The organism is Novosphingobium sp. (genome assembly GCF_031424035.1).
Lineage (GTDB): Bacteria > Pseudomonadota > Alphaproteobacteria > Sphingomonadales > Sphingomonadaceae > Novosphingobium.
In genome coordinates, this window is sequence record NZ_JANPGP010000131.1 from 16155 (window position 1) to 39122 (window position 22968).

At 63.9% G+C, this 22968-nt stretch carries 22 protein-coding genes; 10 read left to right on the top strand and 12 right to left on the bottom strand.

What is annotated here, in order from left to right:
- Positions 1–189: 189 nt before the first annotated feature.
- From RMO89_RS18170 to lptB, 4 genes are all read right to left on the bottom strand, one after another.
- Positions 190–2214 carry an amidohydrolase family protein gene (locus RMO89_RS18170; protein WP_310534925.1) on the bottom strand — a complete coding sequence of 675 codons (2025 nt, stop codon included), beginning with the start codon at positions 2212–2214 and terminating at the stop codon, positions 190–192.
- A gap of 140 nt (positions 2215–2354) precedes the next feature.
- Positions 2355–3026, bottom strand: a complete 672-nt coding sequence (locus tag RMO89_RS18175) for a TonB family protein (RefSeq protein WP_310534927.1) — start codon at positions 3024–3026, stop codon at positions 2355–2357.
- 164 nt (positions 3027–3190) lie between these two features.
- Positions 3191–4669, bottom strand: coding sequence for an RNA polymerase factor sigma-54 (gene rpoN / locus RMO89_RS18180; RefSeq protein ID WP_310534928.1), 1479 nt, complete (start codon positions 4667–4669; stop codon positions 3191–3193).
- Positions 4670–4695: 26 nt separating this feature from the next.
- Entirely contained in the window at positions 4696–5466 is a 771-nt protein-coding gene (gene lptB, locus RMO89_RS18185; protein WP_310534929.1) for an LPS export ABC transporter ATP-binding protein, read from the bottom strand.
- 176 nt (positions 5467–5642) lie between these two features.
- Between lptB and RMO89_RS18190 the strand changes: the two genes are divergently transcribed.
- From RMO89_RS18190 to RMO89_RS18200, 3 genes are all read left to right on the top strand, one after another.
- Positions 5643–6017, top strand: coding sequence for a hypothetical protein (locus tag RMO89_RS18190; RefSeq protein ID WP_310534930.1), 375 nt, complete (start codon positions 5643–5645; stop codon positions 6015–6017).
- Between the two features lie 84 nt (positions 6018–6101).
- On the top strand, positions 6102–7448 hold the full coding sequence (locus RMO89_RS18195; protein WP_310534931.1) for a TldD/PmbA family protein: 1347 nt from the start codon (positions 6102–6104) through the stop codon (positions 7446–7448).
- Positions 7449–7674: 226 nt separating this feature from the next.
- Complete coding sequence (locus RMO89_RS18200) at positions 7675–8133, top strand: DUF1801 domain-containing protein (protein WP_310534932.1); 459 nt, start codon at positions 7675–7677, stop codon at positions 8131–8133.
- Positions 8134–8151: 18 nt separating this feature from the next.
- On the opposite strand, the gene ppa is transcribed toward RMO89_RS18200, so the two are convergent.
- The 3 genes from ppa to RMO89_RS18215 form a co-directional block, all read right to left on the bottom strand.
- A complete protein-coding gene (gene ppa / locus RMO89_RS18205; protein ID WP_310534933.1) occupies positions 8152–8691 on the bottom strand; it encodes an inorganic diphosphatase in 540 nt (179 codons plus the stop codon).
- Positions 8692–8771: 80 nt separating this feature from the next.
- A complete protein-coding gene (locus RMO89_RS18210) occupies positions 8772–9416 on the bottom strand; it encodes a DUF1345 domain-containing protein (protein ID WP_310534934.1) in 645 nt (214 codons plus the stop codon).
- An 8-nt stretch (positions 9417–9424) separates the two neighbouring features.
- Positions 9425–11401, bottom strand: a complete 1977-nt coding sequence (locus tag RMO89_RS18215; protein WP_310534935.1) for a peptidase M61 — start codon at positions 11399–11401, stop codon at positions 9425–9427.
- 255 nt (positions 11402–11656) lie between these two features.
- On the opposite strand from RMO89_RS18215, the gene hisS reads away from it, so the two are divergent.
- The 7 genes from hisS to RMO89_RS18250 all read left to right on the top strand — a co-directional run bounded on the left by hisS (position 11657) and on the right by RMO89_RS18250 (position 19789).
- Positions 11657–12883 carry a histidine--tRNA ligase gene (hisS, locus tag RMO89_RS18220; protein WP_310534937.1) on the top strand — a complete coding sequence of 409 codons (1227 nt, stop codon included), beginning with the start codon at positions 11657–11659 and terminating at the stop codon, positions 12881–12883.
- A gap of 184 nt (positions 12884–13067) precedes the next feature.
- The gene (gene prfA / locus RMO89_RS18225) at positions 13068–14132 is read left to right on the top strand and encodes a peptide chain release factor 1 (RefSeq protein ID WP_310534938.1); all 1065 of its coding nucleotides are present in this window, start codon (positions 13068–13070) and stop codon (positions 14130–14132) included.
- Between the two features lies 1 nt (position 14133).
- Entirely contained in the window at positions 14134–14997 is an 864-nt protein-coding gene (gene prmC / locus RMO89_RS18230) for a peptide chain release factor N(5)-glutamine methyltransferase (protein ID WP_310534939.1), read from the top strand.
- A 199-nt stretch (positions 14998–15196) separates the two neighbouring features.
- On the top strand, positions 15197–16105 hold the full coding sequence (locus RMO89_RS18235; protein ID WP_310534940.1) for a DUF4167 domain-containing protein: 909 nt from the start codon (positions 15197–15199) through the stop codon (positions 16103–16105).
- 80 nt (positions 16106–16185) lie between these two features.
- Positions 16186–17757 (top strand): apolipoprotein N-acyltransferase, encoded by a 1572-nt coding sequence (gene lnt / locus RMO89_RS18240; protein ID WP_310534942.1) that lies wholly within the window; start codon positions 16186–16188, stop codon positions 17755–17757.
- 41 nt (positions 17758–17798) lie between these two features.
- Positions 17799–19022, top strand: a complete 1224-nt coding sequence (gene metK, locus RMO89_RS18245) for a methionine adenosyltransferase (RefSeq protein WP_310534944.1) — start codon at positions 17799–17801, stop codon at positions 19020–19022.
- Positions 19023–19045: 23 nt separating this feature from the next.
- Positions 19046–19789: a sulfite exporter TauE/SafE family protein gene (locus RMO89_RS18250; RefSeq protein WP_310534946.1), complete on the top strand. Its 744-nt coding sequence runs from the start codon at positions 19046–19048 to the stop codon at positions 19787–19789.
- A gap of 55 nt (positions 19790–19844) precedes the next feature.
- Here RMO89_RS18250 and RMO89_RS18255 read toward each other — a convergent pair whose 3' ends face one another.
- The 5 genes from RMO89_RS18255 to RMO89_RS18275 form a co-directional block, all read right to left on the bottom strand.
- On the bottom strand, positions 19845–20243 hold the full coding sequence (locus RMO89_RS18255; protein ID WP_310534947.1) for a hypothetical protein: 399 nt from the start codon (positions 20241–20243) through the stop codon (positions 19845–19847).
- 77 nt (positions 20244–20320) lie between these two features.
- Positions 20321–20872 (bottom strand): MarR family transcriptional regulator, encoded by a 552-nt coding sequence (locus RMO89_RS18260; protein ID WP_310534948.1) that lies wholly within the window; start codon positions 20870–20872, stop codon positions 20321–20323.
- Between the two features lie 56 nt (positions 20873–20928).
- Positions 20929–21636: a ferritin-like domain-containing protein gene (locus RMO89_RS18265; protein ID WP_310534949.1), complete on the bottom strand. Its 708-nt coding sequence runs from the start codon at positions 21634–21636 to the stop codon at positions 20929–20931.
- Between the two features lie 5 nt (positions 21637–21641).
- Positions 21642–22193 carry a glutathione peroxidase gene (locus RMO89_RS18270; RefSeq protein ID WP_310534950.1) on the bottom strand — a complete coding sequence of 184 codons (552 nt, stop codon included), beginning with the start codon at positions 22191–22193 and terminating at the stop codon, positions 21642–21644.
- A gap of 87 nt (positions 22194–22280) precedes the next feature.
- Complete coding sequence (locus tag RMO89_RS18275; RefSeq protein ID WP_310534951.1) at positions 22281–22967, bottom strand: glutathione S-transferase family protein; 687 nt, start codon at positions 22965–22967, stop codon at positions 22281–22283.
- Position 22968: the final 1 nt, after the last annotated feature.

Genomic DNA, 22968 nt, shown 5'->3' on the forward strand with positions numbered 1-22968 from the left:
CCCTCAAAACTGTCATCCTGAACTTGTTTCAGGATCCATTTCGCTTCACCCGCTGGGCCTTGGTTAAGTGATGCAACTGCGCCGTTGCATTGTCGCCGCTACGGTCGGGTGCGAGGCCCGATGGATCCTGAAACAAGTTCAGGATGACGTTTGGTTCTGAGCGATGGCGTGGGGTGAGGTGGCTGGCCGCTACTTCGCCGCGGTCACCTTCGGCGCATCGGCGAACGGCTTGATCCCCAGCTTCGGATAGATTTCGCTCGGGAAGTAGGCCGTTCCGCCCTTGACCACCATGGCGATCGACTTGATCGCTTTCAGGTCCTTGGTCGGATCACCCGGTACCAAAAAGAAATCCGCGAACTTGCCGCGCTCGATTGAACCGAGCTGCTGGTCGACGCCCATGTAGCGCGCCACGTCGATGGTGTCGCGGGCCAGCACTTCGGCCGGCGTCATGCCCAGCTTGGCAAACAATTCCAGCTCGCGGTGCAGGGTGAAGGCGCCGCCGGTGTCGGTGCCCGGGATCAGGAAGATGCCGCGGCGGTGCATTTCGGCGAGCGTTTCGATCACCTTGCCATAAGCAGCGACATATTCGGCGCGCTGCTGCGGGGTGTCGGCACCGAACAAAGCTTGTTTCAATGCCCGTTGCTCGGCGGGCGGCATGTGGTCGATATAGTCGACCGCGCCGGGGTTGGCCGCGCCGTCAATCGCGGTCATGCCCAGTTCGTGGATGCCGATGGTCGGTTCATGCGACACCTTGTTCGCCACCATGGCATCGAGCGTGGCCTTCACCTTGCCGCCTTGCACGTCGATGGTCGGGAAGCGGCGCATTGCGGTGAAGCGAAACAGGGTGCGGGTGTCCTCGCCCGGATTGAGCACCCAGCCGAGCATCAACTGATTGACGTGGGTAATCTCGTCATAGCCGGCAGCGATCATGGCATCGGCGCTGGAAAAGGCGGGCACGTGACCGGCCACGCGCATACCCAGCTTGTGCGCCTCGGCCGCCATCAGCGGTGCCCACTTGGGGTCGATCGAGTTATAGATCTTGAGCTGGTTGTACCCGCGCGCGGCATACCAGCGCACGTGGTTCAGCGCCTCGGTCTCGGTCGAGGCGAGCAGGCCGGTGGCCGAGGAGAACGGGCTCTTGCCCTCGACAAAACCGCTGCGCACGACACGCGGGCCGGCTATCTCGCCCTTGTCTATCCGGTCGATCAGCTGTGTGAGCAGGGTGTTGTTGTTGCCCATGTCGCGGACCGAGGTGACGCCTGCGAGCACATTGAGCAGGCCGTCCTCTTGCCCCAGATGGCCGTGCATATCGGTGAGGCCGGGGACGAGCGTTCCACCATCGCCCTCGATCACCGTTTCGCCCGGCGTTGCCAGTGATCCGGCGGGGACGACCTCGCTGATTTTGCCATCGAACCAGACGACATCGCTGGGACTGGTGAGCTTTTTTGCCACCGGATCGAACAGCTTGACGTTGCGCAGCCGCACCGGCCCGGCCCAATTCCGCGCGCCGTCCATCTGGATGTCGCGCAGGCGTTCGGACGCCAGCTTTTCGGCCACCCCGCGCAGGGTCGCGTCGGCGCCCTTTTCATAGCCGGCGCGGGCGATGATGAAGTTCGAGCTCGGCATGGCGAACAGCTCGCCCTTGCTGTCGAGCGTGATGTAGCCCGGCGAAATCGACAGTCCGGATAGTTCGTAAGTCACCACTTCGAGCGGCCCGCCGGTGCCATCAAGCGTGCGGCGGTCCTTTTCGGTCAGCGTGGCCGAGCCGCCCGGTGCGACTTTCAAAGTGCGGCCCGGCGCGGCGAGGAGCGCCTTGGCAAGCAGCGCCTGATCGAGCGGCGATCCGCTCTGCGTTACGTAAAAGCGCGGTGCGCCCTTGCCCTTGATCGTGCCGCCGCCAGCCGCATCGCGCCATGTCACTCCACCCGAGGTGCGGCGGAAGCTTTCGTTCACGGCATTGCCGAAGGTAGTCCGTCCCGTGCCCTGATAGCTGACCGGCGCGCCGTCCTCGCCCAGCTTGAGCACTTCCTTGATCGTCGGCCCGCGCCCGTTTTGCTTGAAATCGAAATCGACGGTTACCGCTTCGCCCTGTTGGTCGACCTTGAAGTGGCCGATGTCGCGGCCCTGCATCAGCACGCGGTATTCGGCAGTGTCAGCAATCGCGGGGGTGGCCAGCGCGGAAAGAGCGGCGGCGAGCAGGAAGCGGGTTTTCAAGGCGGTTTCTCCGGAAACGAGTTCGCGACACTAGCGGGAACTTTGATCCGGCAAAGCGAAAAAAAAGAGCCCCGCGTCCGGACAGGATGCGGGGCGAGGCAGGGTGGAGCTTGTTGAATTCTGCGCGGGCCGCGGGCGGCCTATTTCTCGATCGACCAGCGCACCGATGAATACCAGGTGCCGGCAACCTTCGCGCCGTTCTCGTCCGTGCGGGGATCGAAGCGGCCGCGCTGGGAAAGTTTGGCGCAGGCCGCCGCGTCGAGCCGGGGGAACCCGCTCGATCCGGTGACGGTGCAGCTGGTTACCTTGCCGTCTGCGCCCACGCCCAGCCGGAAGCGGACGGTGCCCTCGTTGCCTTCGCGCAGGTCCTGCGCCGGGTAGTCATTGCGGCTGACCCATTCGCCGGGACGGCCCTTGGGCTTGGGGGACTTGGGGGTGAAGGCGGCGCGGCTGGGTTCGCTGGTCGGCAGCGGTGACGGGGAGGCCGTGCCGGTTCCCGAACCTGTGCCGGTTTCCTCGGCAGGACCGGAGGTGCCGGTTGGCTGACTGGTAGGCGTTACTTGAGGGGTGGGAAGGGGCGATGGCTGCGGGATCGGATCGTAGATCGTCTTGTCCTGCGGTTTGGCAGTCTCGGTCGGCTTTTCGGGCGGAACCGGCGTGAAAGTGGTGGTGATCGGCTTGTCAGGGTCTCGCGGGCCGACGACGTAGCTCAGGCTGGCGATGATCGCGTAGATGCCGGCGGCCTGCAGTGCGGCGACGATGATCGCGGTTCTGGCCCGGCTGGCGGATGACTGGCTGGAAACATAGGCCATGACACACCTCTTCCTGTTCCCCGCCGGCGTTGATGCGGCGGTTGTGTTGAGTCGTGTCCGGACGATCAATTCATGTCATAGTATTACATCACACGCAATGATATTTTATCACATAACTAACCCACGTCAGCATATTTCGCTATGATATCAGGTGGATCATGCGCTTAGCGCACGCCGGCAAGCGCCTTTTGCCGCCGCCGCTGTACGGAAGAACCAAGGCCGATTGCCTCGCGGTACTTGGCCACGGTGCGCCGGGCGAGTTCGAAGCCGCGCTCCTTGAGCAAGTCAACCAGCGTGTCGTCGGACAGGATCGCCTTGGGGTCTTCAGCATCGATCACCTGCCGGATCGCCGCCTTGACCGCTTCTGCCGAAGCGCCGCCCTCGCCATCGACCGCACCGACGCCTGACGTGAAGAAATATTTCAGCTCAAAGGTGCCGCGAGGGCACATCAGGTATTTGTTCGAGGTCACGCGGCTGACGGTCGATTCGTGCATCTCGATCGTTTCGGCAATCGCGCGCAGGGTCAGCGGCTTCAGCTGCGAAACGCCCTGCCGGAAGAAGCCTTCCTGCTGCTTGACGATCTCGCTCGCCACTTTGAGGATCGTCTTCTGCCGCTGGTCGAGCGCCTTTACCAGCCAATTGGCATCGGCCAGTTTCTCGGACAGCCAGCCGCGCGCATCCTTGCCGCCGCAGGCCCCCTTCATCTCGACATAGTAGGTGCGGTTGACGATCAGACGCGGCAAAGTGTCCTGATTGATCGCCACGTCCCAGCCGCCATCGCTGCGCGGGGTGACGAGCACGTCGGGTGTCACCGGCTCGCCCCCGCCCGAGGAGAATTTGAGCCCCGGCTTGGGATCATAGGACCGCAGTTCCGACATCATGTCGGCGAAATCCTCGTCATCGACGCCGCACATGCGCTTCAGCCGCGCCAGTTCGCCGCGCGCCAGCAGGTCGAGATTGTCGAGCAGGCGCGCCATGCAGGGATCGTAACGGTCGACCTCGCGGGCCTGCAGGGCAAGGCATTCACCCAGATTGCGCGCGCCGACGCCGGTGGGGTCGAGCGACTGCACCAGCACCAAGGCTGATTCGGCTGCCGCCAGTGCTATGCCCAGATCATCGGCAATCTCGCGCAAGGGGCTGGAGAGGTAGCCCGCATCATCGATCCGATCGACCAGAGCACTGGCAATCAGCCGTTCGCGCGGCGTGGCGCAGGACAGGCCGATCTGCCGTTCGAGATGTTCGGCCAATGTCGGCCCGCCGCCGCCGCGATCGTCGATGCCGGGCAGGTCCTCGCCGCCATAGCTGGAGACAGCGGCGCCCCAGTCGCCGGTATCGCGGTCAATGTCGAGCGTGGCGGTATCGATGTCGAGCGGCTTGTCCTCGCTGCCACGCGCTTCGCCGATCAGCTGGTCGACCGGCGAGCTTTCAAGGCTGGTGCGGCGAGCTTCATCGATGGGCTCGGCAGGGGCATCGGCTGGCGCAGGAGCGCCGATTTCGAGCAGCGGGTTGGCCTCCAGCGCCTCGCCGATGAAGGTCTCGACCTCAAGGTTTGACAGCGCCAGCAGCTTGATCGCCTGCTGCAGTTGCGGCGTCATGACCAGCGACTGGCTTTGCCGAAGATCGAGGCGCGGCCCCAATGCCATGGATCAGTCCGCCGGCCGGCCAGAAGTCACAACGTGAAGTCGCTGCCGAGGTAGAGCAGCTTCACGTTTTCATCGCTGACCATGCCTTCGGGCGTGCCGGCGAACAGCACTTGTCCACCATAGATCACGCAGGTCTTGTCAACGATGTCGAGCGTCTCGCGGACGTTGTGATCGGTGATCAGCACGCCAATACCGCGCGTTGACAGGTCCTTGACCAGGTCGCGGATGTCGCTGATCGACAGCGGGTCGATGCCGGCAAAGGGTTCGTCGAGCAACATGATCGAGGGCTTGGCCGCTAGCGCGCGGGCAATTTCGCAGCGCCGGCGTTCACCGCCCGACAGCGCCATGGCAGCGCTGGAGCGCAGCCGGGCGAGGCCGAATTCGTCGAGCAGGCGTTCCAGTTCCTCAGCCCGGGTGTCGGCGTCAGGCTCGCTCAGTTCGAGCACGGCAGCGATGTTCTGTTCAACGGTCAGCCCGCGAAAGATCGAGGTTTCCTGCGGTAGATAGCCAAGGCCGAGGATCGCGCGGCGGTACATCGGCAGACTGGTGACATCGATGCCATCCATCAGGATGCGGCCCGAATCCGGTTTCACCAGACCCATGATCGAATAGAAGCACGTGGTCTTGCCCGCGCCGTTGGGGCCAAGCAGGCCGAGCACTTCGCCCTTGGCGACCGACAGCGAAATGTCGGACAGGACGGCGCGCTTGTCATAGCTCTTGGCGATCGAGATGACCTCAAGCCCGTTGCCGGAACCTGTTTCGTCTGTGGTCGGTGATGAAGTCTGTGTCTGGGTCATTGTTTCTCGGTTTAGGCAGCGTAATCGCGCACTTCAAGCCGCGATCCGACTAAGATGGAGCAAATTGGCAGGATTCCTGCATGGCCATGCGAAAATATGCTGGTTAACGGTGCTTGATCATCTGTTCAAACTTTGGTCTACTGGTTCCAATAAGGGCAGAGGAAAGGACCGGCCGAATGGTCGAAGTCACCCGGCGGGTACGTATAGCAACTGAGCGAGTGCTGGACTGGCGCAAGCGTATGAGCGACAATATCGCTTATGCCCTGCTGGCTTACACCGGCCTGCAGATTTTCGTCACGCTTGGCGCGCTCAAGGGGCAGAAGAGTTCGATCATCCCCTATTTCGCGCTGGTGATTCTCGTCGTCGCGATTATTCCCGCTTGCCGCCGCTTCGAACGCCGCTGGAACCGCCTGACCAATGAACAGGCCGCCGATCCCTCCTATGGCCCCGCCTATCGCCGTGACCGCCTGTGGCTGTGGGCGCTGGCCATCGGCCTGCCTTTCGCGCTGACCGCATTGTTCATGGGGCTGACCCGGTTCGTTACCGGCTGATACTTCGCCCAAGCCGTGATTGCCCAAGCGGCGATTGCCCAAGCCGTGATTGATCGCAGGCCCTCGCCCGGCTAAGCCGCGCCCATGCTTTCCGTTACCGCAGCGCAGGAACGCGCCTCCGCCCTGATCGACCGCGCCCGCAAGGCCGGCGCCGATGCCGCCGATGCCGTCTATGCGGGAGACAGCTCGGAAAGCATTTCGGTGCGGCTTGGCAAGCTCGAGGATGTCGAGCGCAGCGAAAACGAACACATTGGCCTCAGGGTTTTTGTCGGCAGGGGATCGGCCTCGATCGGGTCGAGCGATCTTGCCGATGCCGCGCTCGATGAATTGGCCGCCCGAGCCGTCGCCATGGCCCGCGCCGCGCCGGACGATCAATATGCCGGTCTTGCTCCCGAAGACCGGCTGGCGCGCGAATTTCCGCAAGGCCTCGATCTCGTCGATAAAGGTGAGCCCGATCCCGTCACCCTGCGTGCCATGGCGCTGGCCGCCGAAGACGCCGCGCGCGCCGTTTCCGGAGTGACCAACAGCGAAGGCGGAGGCGCGAGCAGCGGGCGCGGCGTGTTCGCGCTGGCCACCAGCCACGGCTTTGCCGGCGCTTACGAAACGACCAGCCACGGCCTGTCCGCCAGCGTCATCGCCGGCGAAGGCGCCGATATGCAGCGCGACTACGCCTGGCGCTCGGCGCGGCACCTTTCGGACCTGCTTTCGCCGGAGGAAATCGGCTCGCTGGCTGGGACTCGCGCCGTTGCGCGGCTCAACCCCGGCAAGCTCGGCAGCGGCTCCATGCCCGTGGTGTTCGATCCGCGCGTCAGCGGGACGCTGATCGGTCACTTGCTCGGCGCGATTGCCGGCAGTTCGATCGCGCGGCGTTCCAGCTTTTTGCTCGGCAAGGAAGATGAGCAGTTGTTCGATGCTGGCATTGCAATCCATGATGATCCGCACCGTCCCCGTGCGCTGCGTTCGCGCGGCTTCGACGGCGAAGGTCTGCCCACCGCGCCGCGCGCGCTGGTTGAGGGCGGGCGGCTGACCGGCTGGCTGATGGACAGCGCCTCGGCCCGCCAGCTTGGCAAGGAGCCGACTGGTCACGCCTCGCGCGGGGGCAATGGTGCGCCGGGTGTTTCGGCGAGCAATGTCCACATGGCGGCGGGATCGCTCTCGCCCGCAGACCTGATCGCCGATATCCGAGAAGGCGTGCTGGTCACCGAACTGATTGGGCAGGGCGTGAATGCGGTGACCGGCGATTACAGCCGGGGCGCGTCCGGATACCGCATCGTGAATGGCGAAATCGTCGGTCCGGTCGCGGAATTCACCGTGGCGGGCAACCTCATCGCCATGTTCGCGGCGCTGGTCCCGGCGAACGATCTCGAAATGTACCGCGCGGTCAATGCACCGACGCTCCGCATTGACGGGATGATGATCGCCGGCGACTGATTCGCCGCAAGATGACACCGAACCCCGCAGGAATCCTTGTCGAGTGGACACACTGGACACAGTCCTGAGGGAAATGTCCGGCGAGCCTTTCGCTCGCGGGGAAGCGACGGAAACGGGCAAGGCGGCAGGCATCGGCGCAGGCTAACAAGCCGGGCCGGGGTAGGAAAGAGACGAAGGCCTTGTTTGGCGATTGTGATTCGCTGGCTCAGCGCGCAGCTTTGCGTTCATGGACTCGGCCGAAGCCCAGCTCGAAACCTTCATGGCCCGCTACCTGCCCGGCGTGGCCGGGATGGGCCGCGCCGCGATCAAGCGGATGCGCGCGCGGCTGCCGGGATGCGATGCACTGGTCTATGACAATTACAACGCGCTGGCGGTCGGCTTTTCGCCCAATGGCAAGACGGGCGCAGCCATCGTCTCGATTGCGCTCTATACGCGCTGGGTGAGCCTGTTTTTCTTGCGCGGCGCCGGGCTGCCCGATACCGACAACCTGCTCAAGGGCAATGGCTCGGCGGTGCGTCACATCGTGCTGGGCAGCGCCGATGACCTTGATTTGCCGCCAGTGCGCGACCTGATCGATCGGGCGCTGGCAGCGGCTGCCATGCCGCATGATCCCGCGCGCAAAGGCGCCCTGATGATCAAGGCGATTTCCGAAGTGCAGCGCCCCCGCCGGCCAGCGAAGGGCTAAGGCACAGGCGTCAGGCGATCAGTCCTTCGGGGCGGCGTCGTGGCGCGCGATGGCTTCCACAATCAGGCGGCGGGCCTCTTCGGCATCGCCCCACTTACCGACGCGAACCCACTTTTCGGCCTCAAGGTCCTTGTAGTGGGTGAAGAAGTGCTCGATCTGCTGGAGCACGATCGAAGGCAGGTCCTTCTGCTCGCCGATGTCGGAATAGTACGGGAAGGTCGAATCGACCGGCACGCAGATCAGCTTTTCATCGCCGCCGTGTTCGTCTTCAAGGTGGAGTACACCGATCGGTCGGGCGCGCACAACGCAGCCCGGGACGAAGGGCGAGCGCGCCACAACCAGCGCGTCAATCGGATCGCCATCGTCCGAAAGCGTGTGCGGTACGAAGCCATAGTTCGCCGGATAGCGCATCGGCGTATGCAGGATGCGGTCGACGAACAATGCGCCGGACTTCTTGTCAAATTCGTACTTCACCGGTTCGCCGCCGACGGGCACTTCGATGATGACGTTGAGGCTTTCGGGCGGATTATCGCCGACGGGGATGAGATCGATGTTCATAGCCCGCGCCTCTACGGCGATCTCTGCTGCATCGCAACATGAATTGCGCCCAAATCTCGGCCAAATCAGCCGAGTGACGTTCAGCCCAGCGCGTTGATCACGAAGGCGATGACTCCGATGTTGAACACAAACGCCGCCAGACAGTGCACCAGCATGATCCGCCGTATCCCTGGCGCTCGCGCGGCCACGTCAGAGGTCTGGAAAGTCATGCCGAGGGTAAAGGCGAAATAGGCGAAATCCCAGTAATCGGGCGTCTTCGTGCCGGGAAAATCAATTCCCGCGGCGTCCTTGCCGGTGTCCTTGTCGGCCAGATAGAAGGCATGGGCATAGTGCAGCGCATAAACCGAATTGGCGAACAGCCAGATCAGCGCCAGGGTGCCGACCAGCTTGGTCATGGCCCATGGCTCGCCGTTCTTCGCTGGCCCAAGCTCGCCAGTGATTGCTGCCATGACCGCAAGGCCGACTAAGGTGGACAGCATCAGCACCATAACCCGGTTGGCGTCGTTTTCCTGCGCATGGCGGCGCATCACTGCGGCGCTGCTGCCCGCCAGAAGCGGGATCAGCGAAAGCAGGAACAGCAGCGCGGCAAAGTCAAACCCCATGGCCACGCTGTCTTGCCACGGCGGGTTGGGGGCAAGCCAGTGCCAGCCAAGCCCGCTCAGCACCAGAAGCACAAGGAAGCCGATGAAGCGGGGCGGCGCGATGCGGTTTCCCAGAGTTTTCACTTGGCGACTTACTTTTTCTTCGCCGGAAGCGCCTTGGGCATCGGGCGCAGCGGCATCATCAACTGGTCGAGCCGCGCCGTCCCTTCGGGCACCGCGCGTTCAAGCCACGGCCAGCGCAGGCCGCCCTGCCAGTCCACATTGATCGTCTGGAAACGATTGCCGCGCTGGACCAGCAGGTCGATCGGCGCGCCATTTTTAGCCGCCTTGATCGCCGCCTTCAGACCGTCAGCGTCGTAGGTATTGCCGCCCACCGCGACGATTTTCGATCCGCTGACGATCCCGGCGTTGAAAGCCGGACCGTCCCACCGGGTCGAGGTGACCTTGCCGTCCTTGTCGATGACAATGCCCAGCGAATGGGTAAGGTTGAGGTTCTTCGCTTCGGTCATCAGTCCCTTGTCATAGGGGTTGGGCTCGTCTTTCCAGACAAGCTTGTACCCGCCCTTTTCGATGCCGCCCAAGGGTGCAGGCTGGCCCGGCTGGTTGATCCGGGTGTCGAGGAAAGTCTTCCAGTCATGCGGATAGACCGCGTTCAGCCGAGTGATGATCTCATCGACCTCGAAGGGCAGCTGCCCCCAGTCGCCATCGCGCATGCCAAAGAAACTGCGCGCGAAATCGTCGATCGACTTGCGCCCGTCGGTGCCCGCGCGGATCACCTGATCCGCCTCCAGCCAGATCAGCGCGCCTTCGCGGTAATAGTCCTCGCCGCGCGCCAGACTGGCAAACGGCTTGGGCTTGCGCGCGCCGAACACGGGATCGAGCCCGGTATCCTCGACCGAACGCCATTCGCGCCCCGGCTGTTCGCTATATCCGCCCGCCCAGTTGGCCAGCATGCCCAGGATCACCGCCTTGCCCTGCAGGCCCGACCGCGCGGCAAGCACGGTGCCCCAGAACTGGTCCTGCCCTTCATAGGCCCAGAGCAGGTCGCCCTGCATCGGCTGGCGATAGTCAGGCGTCCACAGCCGTGCCGGGCGCCGGAACTTGCCCGACCACGAATGGCTGTATTCGTGCGGCAGCAGGTTGCGGTCGTGCTCGTTCTTGTCCCACTCGGTGAAGGCACCCGGTTCAAGCTGGTTTTCGGACGAGCGGTGATGCTCCAGCCCGATGCTGCCCATGCGGTCGGTCAGCGCCAGCAGCATTTCGTAGTGATCGAAATGGTTCGCGCCGAAGGCCAGCCGCGCCTCGGTGACGAGGTTGCGGTGCAGCGCGATCTGCTCGGGCTTCGCCGCCAGCTGCTCTGGCTTGTCGGCAACGACGTGGAGCGTGACCTTTTGGCCCAGGTCATAGGACTTGTAATGCTTGCCCGCGAAGATCGGCGAATCGACCAGCGTTTCGTAATCGGTTTCCGCCCATGTCACGCGGTTGCCGGCAGCGCTCTTGCCGTCGAGCGCAGTGGCAACGGACCAGCCGGCGGGGAAGATCACGCTCGGCTTCACGCGGATCTGGCGCACGTAATGCCCGGCGGGATAGAGGCTCATCTTCTCCCACTGCAGGTTGAGCATTTCCTGCGTCATGGTGATCCGGCCCTCGCTCGACTGCAGCGGGCTGGTGTGGATGAACTTCGCCGTCACCGCGCTCGCGCCGGCGGGAATATCGACATGGAAGGCAAAGACCTCGACCGGATCGCGCTTCCATTTGAGCTGCGTGGTGCCGGCATAGAACTTGACGTCAACCAGCTCTGCCAGCGGCCCGCGCGTGCCGTGGGTGCCGGGCAACCACTGCGGGAACAGCAGCGTCAGCCGCGTCGTGCCCGGCGCAACCGGGATCGTTTGCGTCACGCGGTAAGCCGCGCGCACGGTATCGCTCGCGTCGATGTCGAGCAGCATGGTTCCGCCGGGATAAGGCACATCGCGCGCATCGGGCACGCTGGGGGTGATCGGCACGGCCACCGGCGCGGACTTTTGCATGGTCTGCGCGGCAAGGGGGGAGGCAAGGACGGTGGAGAGCAGCAGGGCTGCAAGCGGGGCGACAGCGAAGGTTGGTTTCATGCGGAACTGTTTGCCGGGAACATGCGCCGAGTGCAACTGCAGGGTTGATTCGGGTTCGCGCAGAGGCCGCAAAGGCCGCAGAGGGGGTAGCGCCTTGCGCCGCAGGCCTCGACACTACCAGCGTCTCGCCAGACCAGCGGTCGATAGATCAAGGGGCTTTGCCCCAAGAACGGCATCTTCGCGTTCTTGGCGACCTTTGCGCGAACCAAAATCCACGCTTCACCAATCGCGCCAGTCAGACTAAGCGCGAAACCCATGAGCACCAAGACCCCGCAGGCCATTCGCGGCACCCAGGACATTTTCGGCGCCGAGGCCGAGGCTTTCGCCCATGTCGTCGAAACCTTCGAGCGCGTGCGCAAGCTCTACCGGTTCCGCCGGGTGGAAATGCCGGTCTTCGAAAAGACCGAGGTGTTCAGCCGCTCGATCGGCGAGACGACCGATGTCGTGTCCAAGGAAATGTACTCTTTCGAGGATCGCGGCGGGGATTCGCTCACCCTGCGGCCCGAATTCACCGCCGGCATCGCCCGCGCCTTCCTGACCAATGGCTGGCAGCAGCACGCACCGCTGAAGGTCGCCACGCACGGGCCGCTGTTCCGCTATGAACGCCCGCAGAAGGGCCGCTACCGCCAGTTCCACCAGATCGACGCCGAGATCATCGGTGCAGGAGAGCCACAAGCAGACGTCGAGCTGCTGGTCATGGCCGACCAGTTGCTGAAAGAACTGGGCATTTCTGACGGCGTGACGCTGATGCTCAACACGCTGGGCGACGGCGAAAGCCGCGAGGCATGGCGCGCGGCGCTGGTCGATTACTTCCGCGCGGTGCAGGGCGAACTGAGCGAAGATTCGCAGGACCGGCTCGAAAAGAACCCGCTGCGCATCCTCGATTCCAAGGACCCGCGAGACAAGGCCTTCGTCGGCGATGCGCCGAAGATCGACGACTTCCTCAGCGCCGAGGCACAGGACTTCTTTGGCAAGGTGACCAGCGGTCTGGACGCGGCTGGCGTGGAATGGACCCGCGCGCCGTCACTCGTGCGCGGGCTCGATTACTATCGCCACACCGCGTTCGAATTCGTCACCGACCGGCTGGGCGCGCAAGGCACCGTGCTGGGCGGCGGTCGCTATGACGGACTGATGGAAAGCCTGGGCGGCGCGCCGACGCCTGCGGTTGGCTGGGCGGCGGGGATTGAGCGGCTGGCGATGCTGGTCTCCGATGGGGGCAGCGTCCCTGCCGACAAGCTTGAGGCAGCGGTGCTCGTTGAAAACGACGAGGGTCTGCCAGCAGCTATCAAGCTGCTCAGCGGGCTGCGTGCGGCAGGTGTTTCAGCCGAGATCGTGGCATCGGGGTCGCCCAAGAAGCGGTACGACAAAGCAGTCAAACTCGGTCCGCAAGCGATCCTGCGGGTCAACGAAACCGGCTACTACGGATTCTCCGTTGATGGCGAGAATCCGCGGCTCGACGCATTTATAAAGTCGCTCGTTTGACCTGTTCGACTACCCTTCTTCGTCACCCTGAACTTGTTTCAGGGTCCATTTCTCCCCACGCGCCTTTCGCTTGGGGCAGGGTGCAACGGCGCCGCTGCGCTTCTATCGATGGCGCCGGGCGTGGGGCACGATGGATCCTGAAACAAGTTCAGGATGACGAGTCTTTTTATGGTCGGGGCGGCAAATGTCCGTAACCGACGCCCGCCTTCGCCAGATTGCCGCCCGCTTCTCCGAACTGGAAGCGCGGCTGGCTTCGGGCACGCTGGAGGGCAAGGACTTCATCGCCGCCAGCCGCGACTATGCTGAGCTTGAGCCGGTCGCCAAGGCCGCTGCCGAGGTCGCTTCAATGCGCGGCGAACTCGAATCGCTCGCGCAGCTCGACGATCCCGAAATGCGCGAACTGGCCGAAGAGGAACTCGCCCGGATAAAGGCAGCGCTGCCCGATGCAGAGCACAATCTCTCGGTCGCCATGTTGCCGCGCGATTCGGCGGACAGCCGCCCGGCCATGCTCGAAATCCGCGGCGGTACCGGCGGCGACGAGGCCGCGCTGTTCGCTGCCGACCTGTTCCGCATGTACGAACGCTATGCCGCCGAACAGGGCTGGCGGGTCGAGGTCGTCTCGGCGAATGTCAGCGATATCGGCGGCTATAAGGAAGTCGTGGCGAACATCGCGGGCAACGGCGTATTCGCCAAGCTGAAGTTCGAGAGCGGCGTCCACCGCGTGCAGCGTGTGCCGGTGACCGAAAGCGGCGGGCGCATCCACACCTCTGCCGCCACCGTCGCGGTCTTGCCCGAACCCGACGAGGTTGACGTCAACATCGAGGACAAGGACCTCAAGATCGATGTCTACCGGGCATCCGGCGCGGGCGGTCAGCACGTCAACACCACCGATTCTGCCGTTCGCATCACACACCTGCCCACGGGCACCGTGGTGACCTGTCAGGATGGCCGCAGCCAGCACAAGAACAAGGACAAGGCCATGCAGGTCCTGCGTGCCCGCCTGTTCGAGGCGCAGCGCGATGCGGCGCAGGGCGAAGAGGCCGAGGCGCGCAAGGCGATGGTCGGCTCTGGCGACCGCTCGGAACGCATCCGCACTTACAATTTCCCGCAAGGCCGCGTGACCGATCACCGCATCAACCTGACGCTGCACCGCCTTCCTGAAATCCTCGAAGGGCCGGGGCTTGGCGAACTGATCGACGCACTGATCGCGGAGGATCAGGCCGCGCGTCTTGCGGCGCTGGGGGAGTAGGGTGAGCGTCGGACTCGCCATCCGCGAGGCTGCCGAGGCGCTTGAGGGCAAGTCGGACACTGCCCGGCTCGATGCCGAACTGCTGATGGCGCACCTGCTGGGCGTCACCCGCTCCGACCTGTTGATGCGCCACATGGGCGACGAGGTCAGCGAGGGCTATGCGCGGCTGATCATGCGCCGGATGCGCGGCGAGCCGGTGGCCTATATCATCGGGACACAGGACTTTTACGGCCACACCCTGCGCGTTACGCCCGACGTGCTGATCCCGCGCGGGGACAGCGAGGCGCTGGTCGTCGCGGCGCTGGCGGCCCGGCCCGATGCCCGCCGTGTGCTCGATTGCGGCACGGGATCGGGCGCGCTGCTGCTCGCAGTGCTGGCGGACCTGCCGGGGGCGGAAGGTGTGGGCATCGACAGTTCGCCTGCCGCGCTGGCCGTGGCGCAAGGCAATGCCGAGACGCTGGGACTGGCGGGCCGCGTGACCATGATCCTTGCTGACTGGCACCAGCCGGGCTGGGCGGAGGAACTGGGCCAGTTCGACCTCATCCTGGCCAACCCGCCCTATGTCGAGGAAGCGGCGGAACTGGACGCATCGGTGCGCGATCATGAACCTGCCAGCGCGTTGTTTTCCGGTCCCGAAGGGCTCGATGATTACCGCGTATTGGTACCGCAATTGTCCGGACTTCTCGTGCCCGGAGGGGCTGCGCTGGTCGAGATCGGCTACCAACAGGCGGAGCCTGTCGGCACCATCGCACAGGCCGCAGGGCTCTCCGTCACGCTGCACCGCGATCTTGCCGGTCGGCCGCGCGTGCTCGAAATGGTGCATTGCGAGACGATTTCACTTGGCAATGCCGGCGCGGCGGCCTAGACCCGGTGCAGGTCAGCGGTCAGATGGTAACAGGTTTCCGTCCCGCAGGCCCAAACTCCAGCATTTGCAAAGGCAAGGCAATAAGGCCTCGCACAGGGCAGATGTCGGGACACCACGCCTGTCGGAGGGGCACGTGGTGCAACCAATGCGATTCCCTGCCGGGCATAGACGCGGCGGGAACCGGTGAAGGAACTCACCCTTGAACAATACTCGTGGGAACAACAATAACCGCCGGCGCGGCCGCGGCAATCGCCCGAACAACGGCGGCGGTGGTGGCGGTGGCAATGGCCAGCAGCTCAACCGGATTGACAGCCGGGCGCGCGGCAATGCGCCGCAGATGCTGGAAAAGTATCGCAAGCTGGCGTCGGATGCCCACCTCAACGGCGACCGGGTGCAGGCGGAATACTTCCTGCAGTTCGCCGACCACTATTTCCGCGTGATCGCTGACCAGCGCGTCCGCCAGGAAGAACAGCGCACCCCCCGCCAGGAACGCTGGCAGGAAGGTGGCGAGGAAAATACCGAGGATACGGGCGATTACGCTCCGGTCAGCGATTTTCCGGCCTTCGACCAGCCGGTCTACAACCGCCGCGAAGATCGTCCCCGTGAAGAGCGTGCACCTCGCGAAGAGCGGGCTCCGCGCGAAGAGCGTGCGCCTCGTGAGGAACGCGCCCCGCGCGAGGATCGCCCGCAGCGTGAAGATCGCCCCCAGCGGGCAGAGCGTGCTCCCCGTCAGGATCGGCCCCGCGAAGACCGCGAACCGCGTGTCGCTGCGCAGGAAACCGCTCCCGAAACTGACGATCAGGCAGCTGCTGCCGGCGCTTCGGACGAACAGGCCGGACAGGTTTACGAGCCGGCGGAAAATCCCTTCGTGCGCGAAAATCGCGGAACGCGTGGCCTCCGCCCGCGCCGTGACGATCGTCGTCCGCGCCGTGACGATGCTGACGGCGACGCCCCCTCGGGCCTCGACGCGTCAATCCTGCCGCCGGCGATCAATCCGTCGCGCGATGAACCTGCCCAGGAAGCCCCCGTTGCCGAGGAAGCACCGGCTCCCCGCAAGCGCGCTCCCCGCAAGCCCAAGGCAGAAGCCGCCGAGGAAGCCGCGGAATAGTCAGGTAACGCCCGGCTCTCGCGCATAGCGAAAGCCGGGCTGCTTGCCTCAAGCGTGCAAGCCCGCCACAAGCATGGGCAATGGCCGCACTGACCCGTATCGCTGAACGCCTGCTTGCCCGCCCGCTTCTGCTCGCCCCTGCGATCGGCGCGCTGGCCGCACTTGGCTTTGAACCGCTCCACCTCTGGCCGCTGACGCTGCTGGGCATTGCCTGGCTGACCGTGGCCGTGGCGACAGCCGCCAGCCGCAAGCGTGCCTTCCTGACCGGCTGGCTCTGGGCGCTCGGGCATTTCTGTACCGGCAATTTCTGGATCGCCACAGCCTTTACCTATCAGGCGGAAATGCCGGCGTGGCTGGGCTTCGTCGGGGTCTTCCTCGTGTCGTTCTACATCGCGGTCTATCCGGCGCTGGCGACGCTGGCCAGCTGGCACGCGCGGCGCCGGCCGCTGGCCTTGGTGCTCGCCTTTGCCGGGGCGTGGATCGTCACCGAATGGCTCCGCAGCTGGGTGTTTACCGGCTTTGCCTGGAACCCGCTGGGCGCGGCGCTGCTGGGGCCCTTCGATGGACAAGGTCTTGCGCCGCTGACGCGCGCGATCGGCACCTATGGCCTGTCAGGCGTGCTGGTGCTGATCGCCGGCCTGCTGCTTGCCATCGGACGCGGGCGGAGAGGCCTGCTTGCTGCCCTGGCGCTGGTCGCAGTGCTGGTGCCGATGGGGCTCACCGGGCTGATTTCGGCGCCACAGGGCAAAGTCGCCTATACCCTCGTCCAGCCGAATATCGCCCAGCAGGACATCGCCAACCCTTCCACTTATGAGGACCAGTTCCAGCGCCTGGCCAAGTTGTCGCTGCAGCAAGTACGCGGAGCCGAGAGGCTGGTGCTGTGGCCCGAAAGCGGCGTGCCGGATTACCTGCGCGAAGGCTATCCGCGCTATTTTTATGAAGAATCGACCTACGCCGCCGACCCGGCAATGGCGCGGCGGCGGATCGGCGCGGTGACTGGACCCGGGGCGCTGCTGCTGACCGGCGCGGTGGATCTCGAGATGCAGGGCGATAACATCACCGGTGCGCGCAATGTCGTTACCGCGCTAGGGCCAGACGGCGCGCTGCGCGGCTCCTATGCCAAGGCGCATCTGGTGCCCTATGGCGAATACCTGCCGATGCGCGCCCTGCTTGAGCCGCTGGGGCTATCACGGCTGGTGGCGGGCAGCCTCGATTTCCTACCGGGTCCGGGGCCGCGCACATTGGACTTCGGGGCTTATGGCAAGGCCGGCTTCCAGGTCTGCTACGAAATCGTCTTTTCGGGGCAGGTCGCCGACCGCGCCAACCGACCCGACTATATCTTCAACCCCTCGAACGACGGCTGGTTCGGTGCCTGGGGTCCGCCGCAGCACCTTGCCCAGGCGCGGCTGCGCGCCATCGAGGAGGGCCTGCCGGTCCTGCGCGCGACAACCAATGGCATCAGCGCGGTGATTGACGCCGATGGCATCGTCCGCGCGCAGATCCCACGCTTCACCGCCGCGCGACTCGATGGCAAGATCCCGCCTGCCCATGCGCCGACGCTGTTTGCGCGTTTCGGCAATATGCTCCCGCTTGGTCTTGCGACAATTCTTCTTGGCCTGTCCCTGCTTGTCTTGGCGCGCGCACGCCGCTAGGGAGTGAGCCATATAACGATTTCTTTATATCAGGATCGATCATGCGCGAATCGTACTTGTTCACTTCCGAATCCGTCTCAGAAGGCCATCCCGACAAGGTTTCGGACCAGATCAGCGATTCGATCGTCGATCTTTTCCTGTCGAAGGATCCCGAGGCGCGCATCGCTTGTGAAACGCTGACCACGACCCAGCTCGTTGTCCTCGCCGGCGAAATCCGCTGCAAGGGTGTCTATGAAAACGGCGAATGGGCCGCTGGTGCCAAGGAAGAAATCGAAGCCACGGTGCGCAAGACCGTGCGCGAGATCGGCTATGAACAGGACGGCTTCCACTGGGAAAAGTTCGAATTCATCAACCGCCTCCACGGCCAGTCGGAACACATCGCGCAGGGTGTAGATGCCGGCGACAACAAGGATGAAGGCGCGGGCGATCAGGGCATCATGTTCGGTTACGCGACTGACGAAACCCCCGATCTCATGCCCGCGACGTTGTACTACAGCCACAAGATTCTTAAACGCATGGCGGACGATCGCAAGTCGGGCGCTGCACCATTCCTTGAGCCTGACGCCAAGAGCCAAGTCACGCTGCGCTACGAAGGCAGCTTGCCAGTTGCCGCGACCGCCGTGGTTGTCAGTACTCAGCATAAGCGGGGCTATTGCCTTACGGGGGAACATGCTGACCCCGCACTCTATGCGGAGCTTGAATCATACGTCCGCCGCGTGATTGCTGACGTCATCCCTCCTGTGCTGCTGCGCGAGACTGAATATCATATCAACCCGACCGGCTCGTTCGAAATCGGCGGACCTGACGGCGATGCCGGCCTGACCGGCCGCAAGATCATCGTCGATACCTACGGCGGCGCGGCCCCGCACGGAGGCGGCGCGTTTTCGGGCAAGGATCCGACCAAGGTTGACCGTTCGGCGGCCTATATCACCCGCTACCTCGCCAAGAACATCGTCGCCGCCGGCCTCGCCACGCGCTGCACGATCCAGTTGGCCTATGCTATCGGCGTGTCGAAGCCGTTGTCGCTCTATGTCGACACGCATGACACCGGCACGGCCGGTGATGACCGGATCGAAGCCGCGATCATGGGCATCGAAAAGCTCGGCGGCCTGACCCCGCGCGCCATCCGTACGCACCTCGGGCTCAACAAGCCGATCTACCGCAAGACGGCAGCCTATGGCCACTTCGGCCAGAAGGCAGAGGGCGACCTCTTCCCGTGGGAACGCACCGATCTGGTCGAAGACCTGAAGGCCGCGCTGGGCTGATTTTGGACTGAGGAAGAATGGGAATGGATTTCAGCCAGACCGATTATCTCCTCGCGCTCGCCATGCTGGTCGGGGCCACGCTTTATTCAAGCGTCGGCCACGGTGGTTCATCGGCCTATATTGCCCTGATGGCGCTGTTCGGTGTGCAGCAGCCGGTGATGAAGCCGACTGCACTGGTGCTCAATCTGATTGTCTCCAGTTTGGGAACGGTACGCTATTTCCGCGCCGGCCAATTCCGCTGGCGCACCTTGTGGCCTTTCCTGATCGGATCACTGCCCTTCGCCTTCATTGGCGGCGGGCTGAAGGTGCCAGGCGAATATTACCGCCCACTGGTGGGTGCCGTGCTACTGTATGCCGGACTTCGTCTGCTTTGGCCCAGACCGATGAAGGCACAGACCGAATGGCGCGACCCGCCGGTTTGGATCGCCGTACTGTGCGGAGCCGGCATTGGCCTTCTGTCCGGCCTCACTGGGACCGGGGGCGGCATTTTCCTCTCGCCTTTGCTCATGTTCATGGCCTGGTCGCTGCCCAAGCCGGCGAGCGGAGTGGCCGCGCTGTTCATCCTGGCGAATTCCGCTTCGGGCTTGCTGGGCAATCTGGCGCAGGTTCAGGCCCTGCCGCCGCAATTACCCCTCTATGCCGGGGCGGTATTGCTGGGCGGGATCGCCGGAACCACGCTTGGCATCAAGCTGACCTCGCCCAAGGTGATCAAGGTCATGGGCGCCGTATTGCTGGTGGCCAGCGCCAAGCTTTTCGGCGTTTACTGAGGATACGAAAAAGGGGGGATTGCTCCCCCCTTCATTCGAGCCATGACTCGTCAGTTCAGGCGTCGCCTGTCCGCGCCTCACGCGCTGCGACTTCGTAGCTCGCTTCGTGCAGCCAGCGGCCCACCTTGCGGCCGAACTTGGCAATCGCATTCATGTTGAAGAAGTGCATGAATCCCAGCACGACCACGGCAAGCCCGACCTTGCTGGACAGGAAGCGGATCATGTCGGGCACGGTCACTGGCTCATCGCCGAACTGCAGGGTCAGCAGGATGAAGCCGAGGTTGACGAGGTAGAAGCCGACCACCAGCAAATGGTTGGTGGACTTGGCCAGGGTCACGTCATGGCCGAAGCATTCGATCAGGAACACCTCGCCGTTGCTGGACAAGGTGCGCGCCACCCACACGGTCAGGCCGATGGCGATGGCGAGGTAGAGAATATAGGCAATGGTGATCATCGTTTCCTCCTGTCATTTCGGTAAAAACAGAAACTGATAATTGTGGCTGTACGCAAGCGGGTGAAACTCCTTTCAGATCAGCTGTCGGATTTGGCCTTGCCGGGGATGAAGCGGGCGACCTTGCTGCCCAGTTTCATCAAGGTGACGAGGGTGCTTTTGGGCAGGCGGCGCACGTCATCGTACCAGCCGGCCAGAGTGCCCATGAATTCCTGCATCTGCACGATGCGTTCGCGCACGTGGGCGGGCACGTCCTTGCGGTCACGCAGTTCTGCTGCAAGCTTGTCCAGCATGGCGATCGTCGGATCGACCTCGCGCCGCTTGCGCTCGGTCACGACATTGGTGAGCAGATCCCACAGGTCGCTCTCCGCCACGAAATGATCGCGGCGATCGCCAGCCACGTGCGTACGCCGGACGATGCGATAGGACTGCAATTCCTTGAGCGCAGTGGAGACATTTGACCGAGCGAGGCCAAGCGCGTCGCAGATTTCCTCGGCATGCAGCGGGCGGTCGGACAGGTAGAGCAGCGCGTGAACCTGGCTGACCGAACGGTTGACGCCCCACTGGTTGCCCATCTCCCCCCAGTGGAGGATGAAGGCTTGGGCCTCGGGAATGTCGATCAGCGCGGTCATCACGGCGACTCACTAATTTCTGTAAAGACAGAAATAGCCGTAATGTCAGTCAGAAGTCAAGCGGCGAGCGTCTGCTCGGGCGGGATGCCAGTCTCCGCGTCTTCCTCGTGCGGCCAGTGATCCATCCGGGCCATGCCGGGATCGAGGAAGATCGCCGGGATGTGGCCGAACAGCAGCGCGCGGTGGATCCAGAAGTCGGTCCATTTCTCGATCCAGCGCGGGCCTTCGCGGCCGGTGCGGGTCAGCCATTGGGCATAGGGTTCAAAATGGTCGGGCTCGTCCTTGTGAACGATGCGGAAGATGCGCGCCATGATCGGGTCGGCCAGCACGTGGGCATTTTCCAGCAGGATCTCCACCTGCCGCAGGCCGCGCTGTTCGGTGAGGATGATCACCCGGCACAGCTTCTCGAAATCTTGCTTACGCGCGATGATGCTGCCGGTATCAAGCTCGTCGATCTCGCAGCCAAAGGCCTTGAGAATGAAGCGGTCGATGTGGCCGACCCGCCGGTCGAGCGCGAGCGGCATCTTGCCCTGCCGCTCGAACCAGCGCTTGAACATCATGTAGTGCTTGTACTCGTCCGCGCGGTGCTTTTCGATCTGGGCGATGAATTCGTGATCGTCCGGATGGCAGGCGCGCACGGCTTCGAGCACGCGGTCCAGCGCGGTATAGCCCCGGTGCTCGTTGTAGATGTACACCGAGGCGAGAACGTCGAGATAACGGTCGCGGAAGCTCCAGCTCGATTTGACGGGGATGGTTTGGCCCATGCCGATCAACCGGCCTTGGCCAGCTCCACCTCGATCGCGCCGACGAGCGAAATGTCCTCCGGCGGGGTCGCGGGAGAGAACCGCGCGGCAACATTGCCATCGCGGCCGATCAGGAACTTCTCGAAATTCCACAGCACTTCGGGGTCTTCGGTGGGGCTGAGACCATGCCCGCGCAGCTTTTCGCGCCACTCTTCGGCATTGCCCTGTTTCATCGGCATCTCGGCGGTAAGCGCAGCATAAAGTGGCTGCTTGGCCGGGCCGGTGACATCGCCCTTGGCGTACATCGGGAAGGAAACGTTGTAATTCACAGAGCAGAAATCCGCGATCTCCGAATCTGTTCCCGGTTCCTGCCCGGCAAAATCGTTGGCCGGGAAGCCCAGCACTTCGAAACCCTGATCCTTGAACCGCTTATAAAGCGCCTCAAGCCCTTCGTACTGCGGCGTCAGGCCGCATTTCGACGCGGTGTTGACCACCAGCAGCACTTTGCCGCGATGATCGCCCAGCGTGTCATACGACCCGTCAATGCGGGAAAGCGGAATATCCTGAAGCTGAGACATGGGCGGCACCTCCTGCGCGCGTTACCGCCTGAAGGTAGTGATCTGCCGGGCTAAGGCAATGCCCGGTGACCACATCGGGCCAGATAGTCAGGCGCGTGCGCGATAATCGGCGGTGATTTCGCCGGCTTCGGCCAGTTCTGCCTCATGGCTTGCCTCGCGCCAGGTCTCGGCCAGCGCCTCGGCCTCCCAGTCGCGCATGGCCGGATGGGCGAGGACATGGTCGACCCAGGCCTGCCCCGCGCCGACATCAAGGCCGTAGGTGCGGATGCGGAAGGCGACGGGCGCGAAGAAAGCATCGGCGGCGGTGAACTCCGCGCCGGCCAGCCACGGCCCGCCGAAGCGCGACAGGCCCTCGGCGAATATCTCGGCAATCCGCGCGACATTGGCGGTAAGGGCGGGGGACATGGGCTTGGGCTTGACCCGCACGCCGACATTCATCGTGCAGTCGCCCCGCAGCGCCGAGAACCCGGCGTGCATTTCCGCGATCACGCCTTGCGCCCATGCGCGGGCATCAGCATCGGCGGGCCAGACGCCTTTGTGCCGGTCCGCGAGATAGAGCGTGATGCCCAGCGAATCATGCACCCGCCGCTCACCGTCGATTAGTACCGGGACTTGGCCGGTCGGCGAAAAGCTGCGGAATTCGTCGTAGTTCGACGGCTTGGTGAAGGGCTCGATCCGGTCCTCGAACGGCAGGCCAAGCGCCTTCATCAGCACCCATGGCCGCAGTGACCAGCTCGAATAATTGCGGTTCGCGGTGATCAGGGTGTAGCCCAAG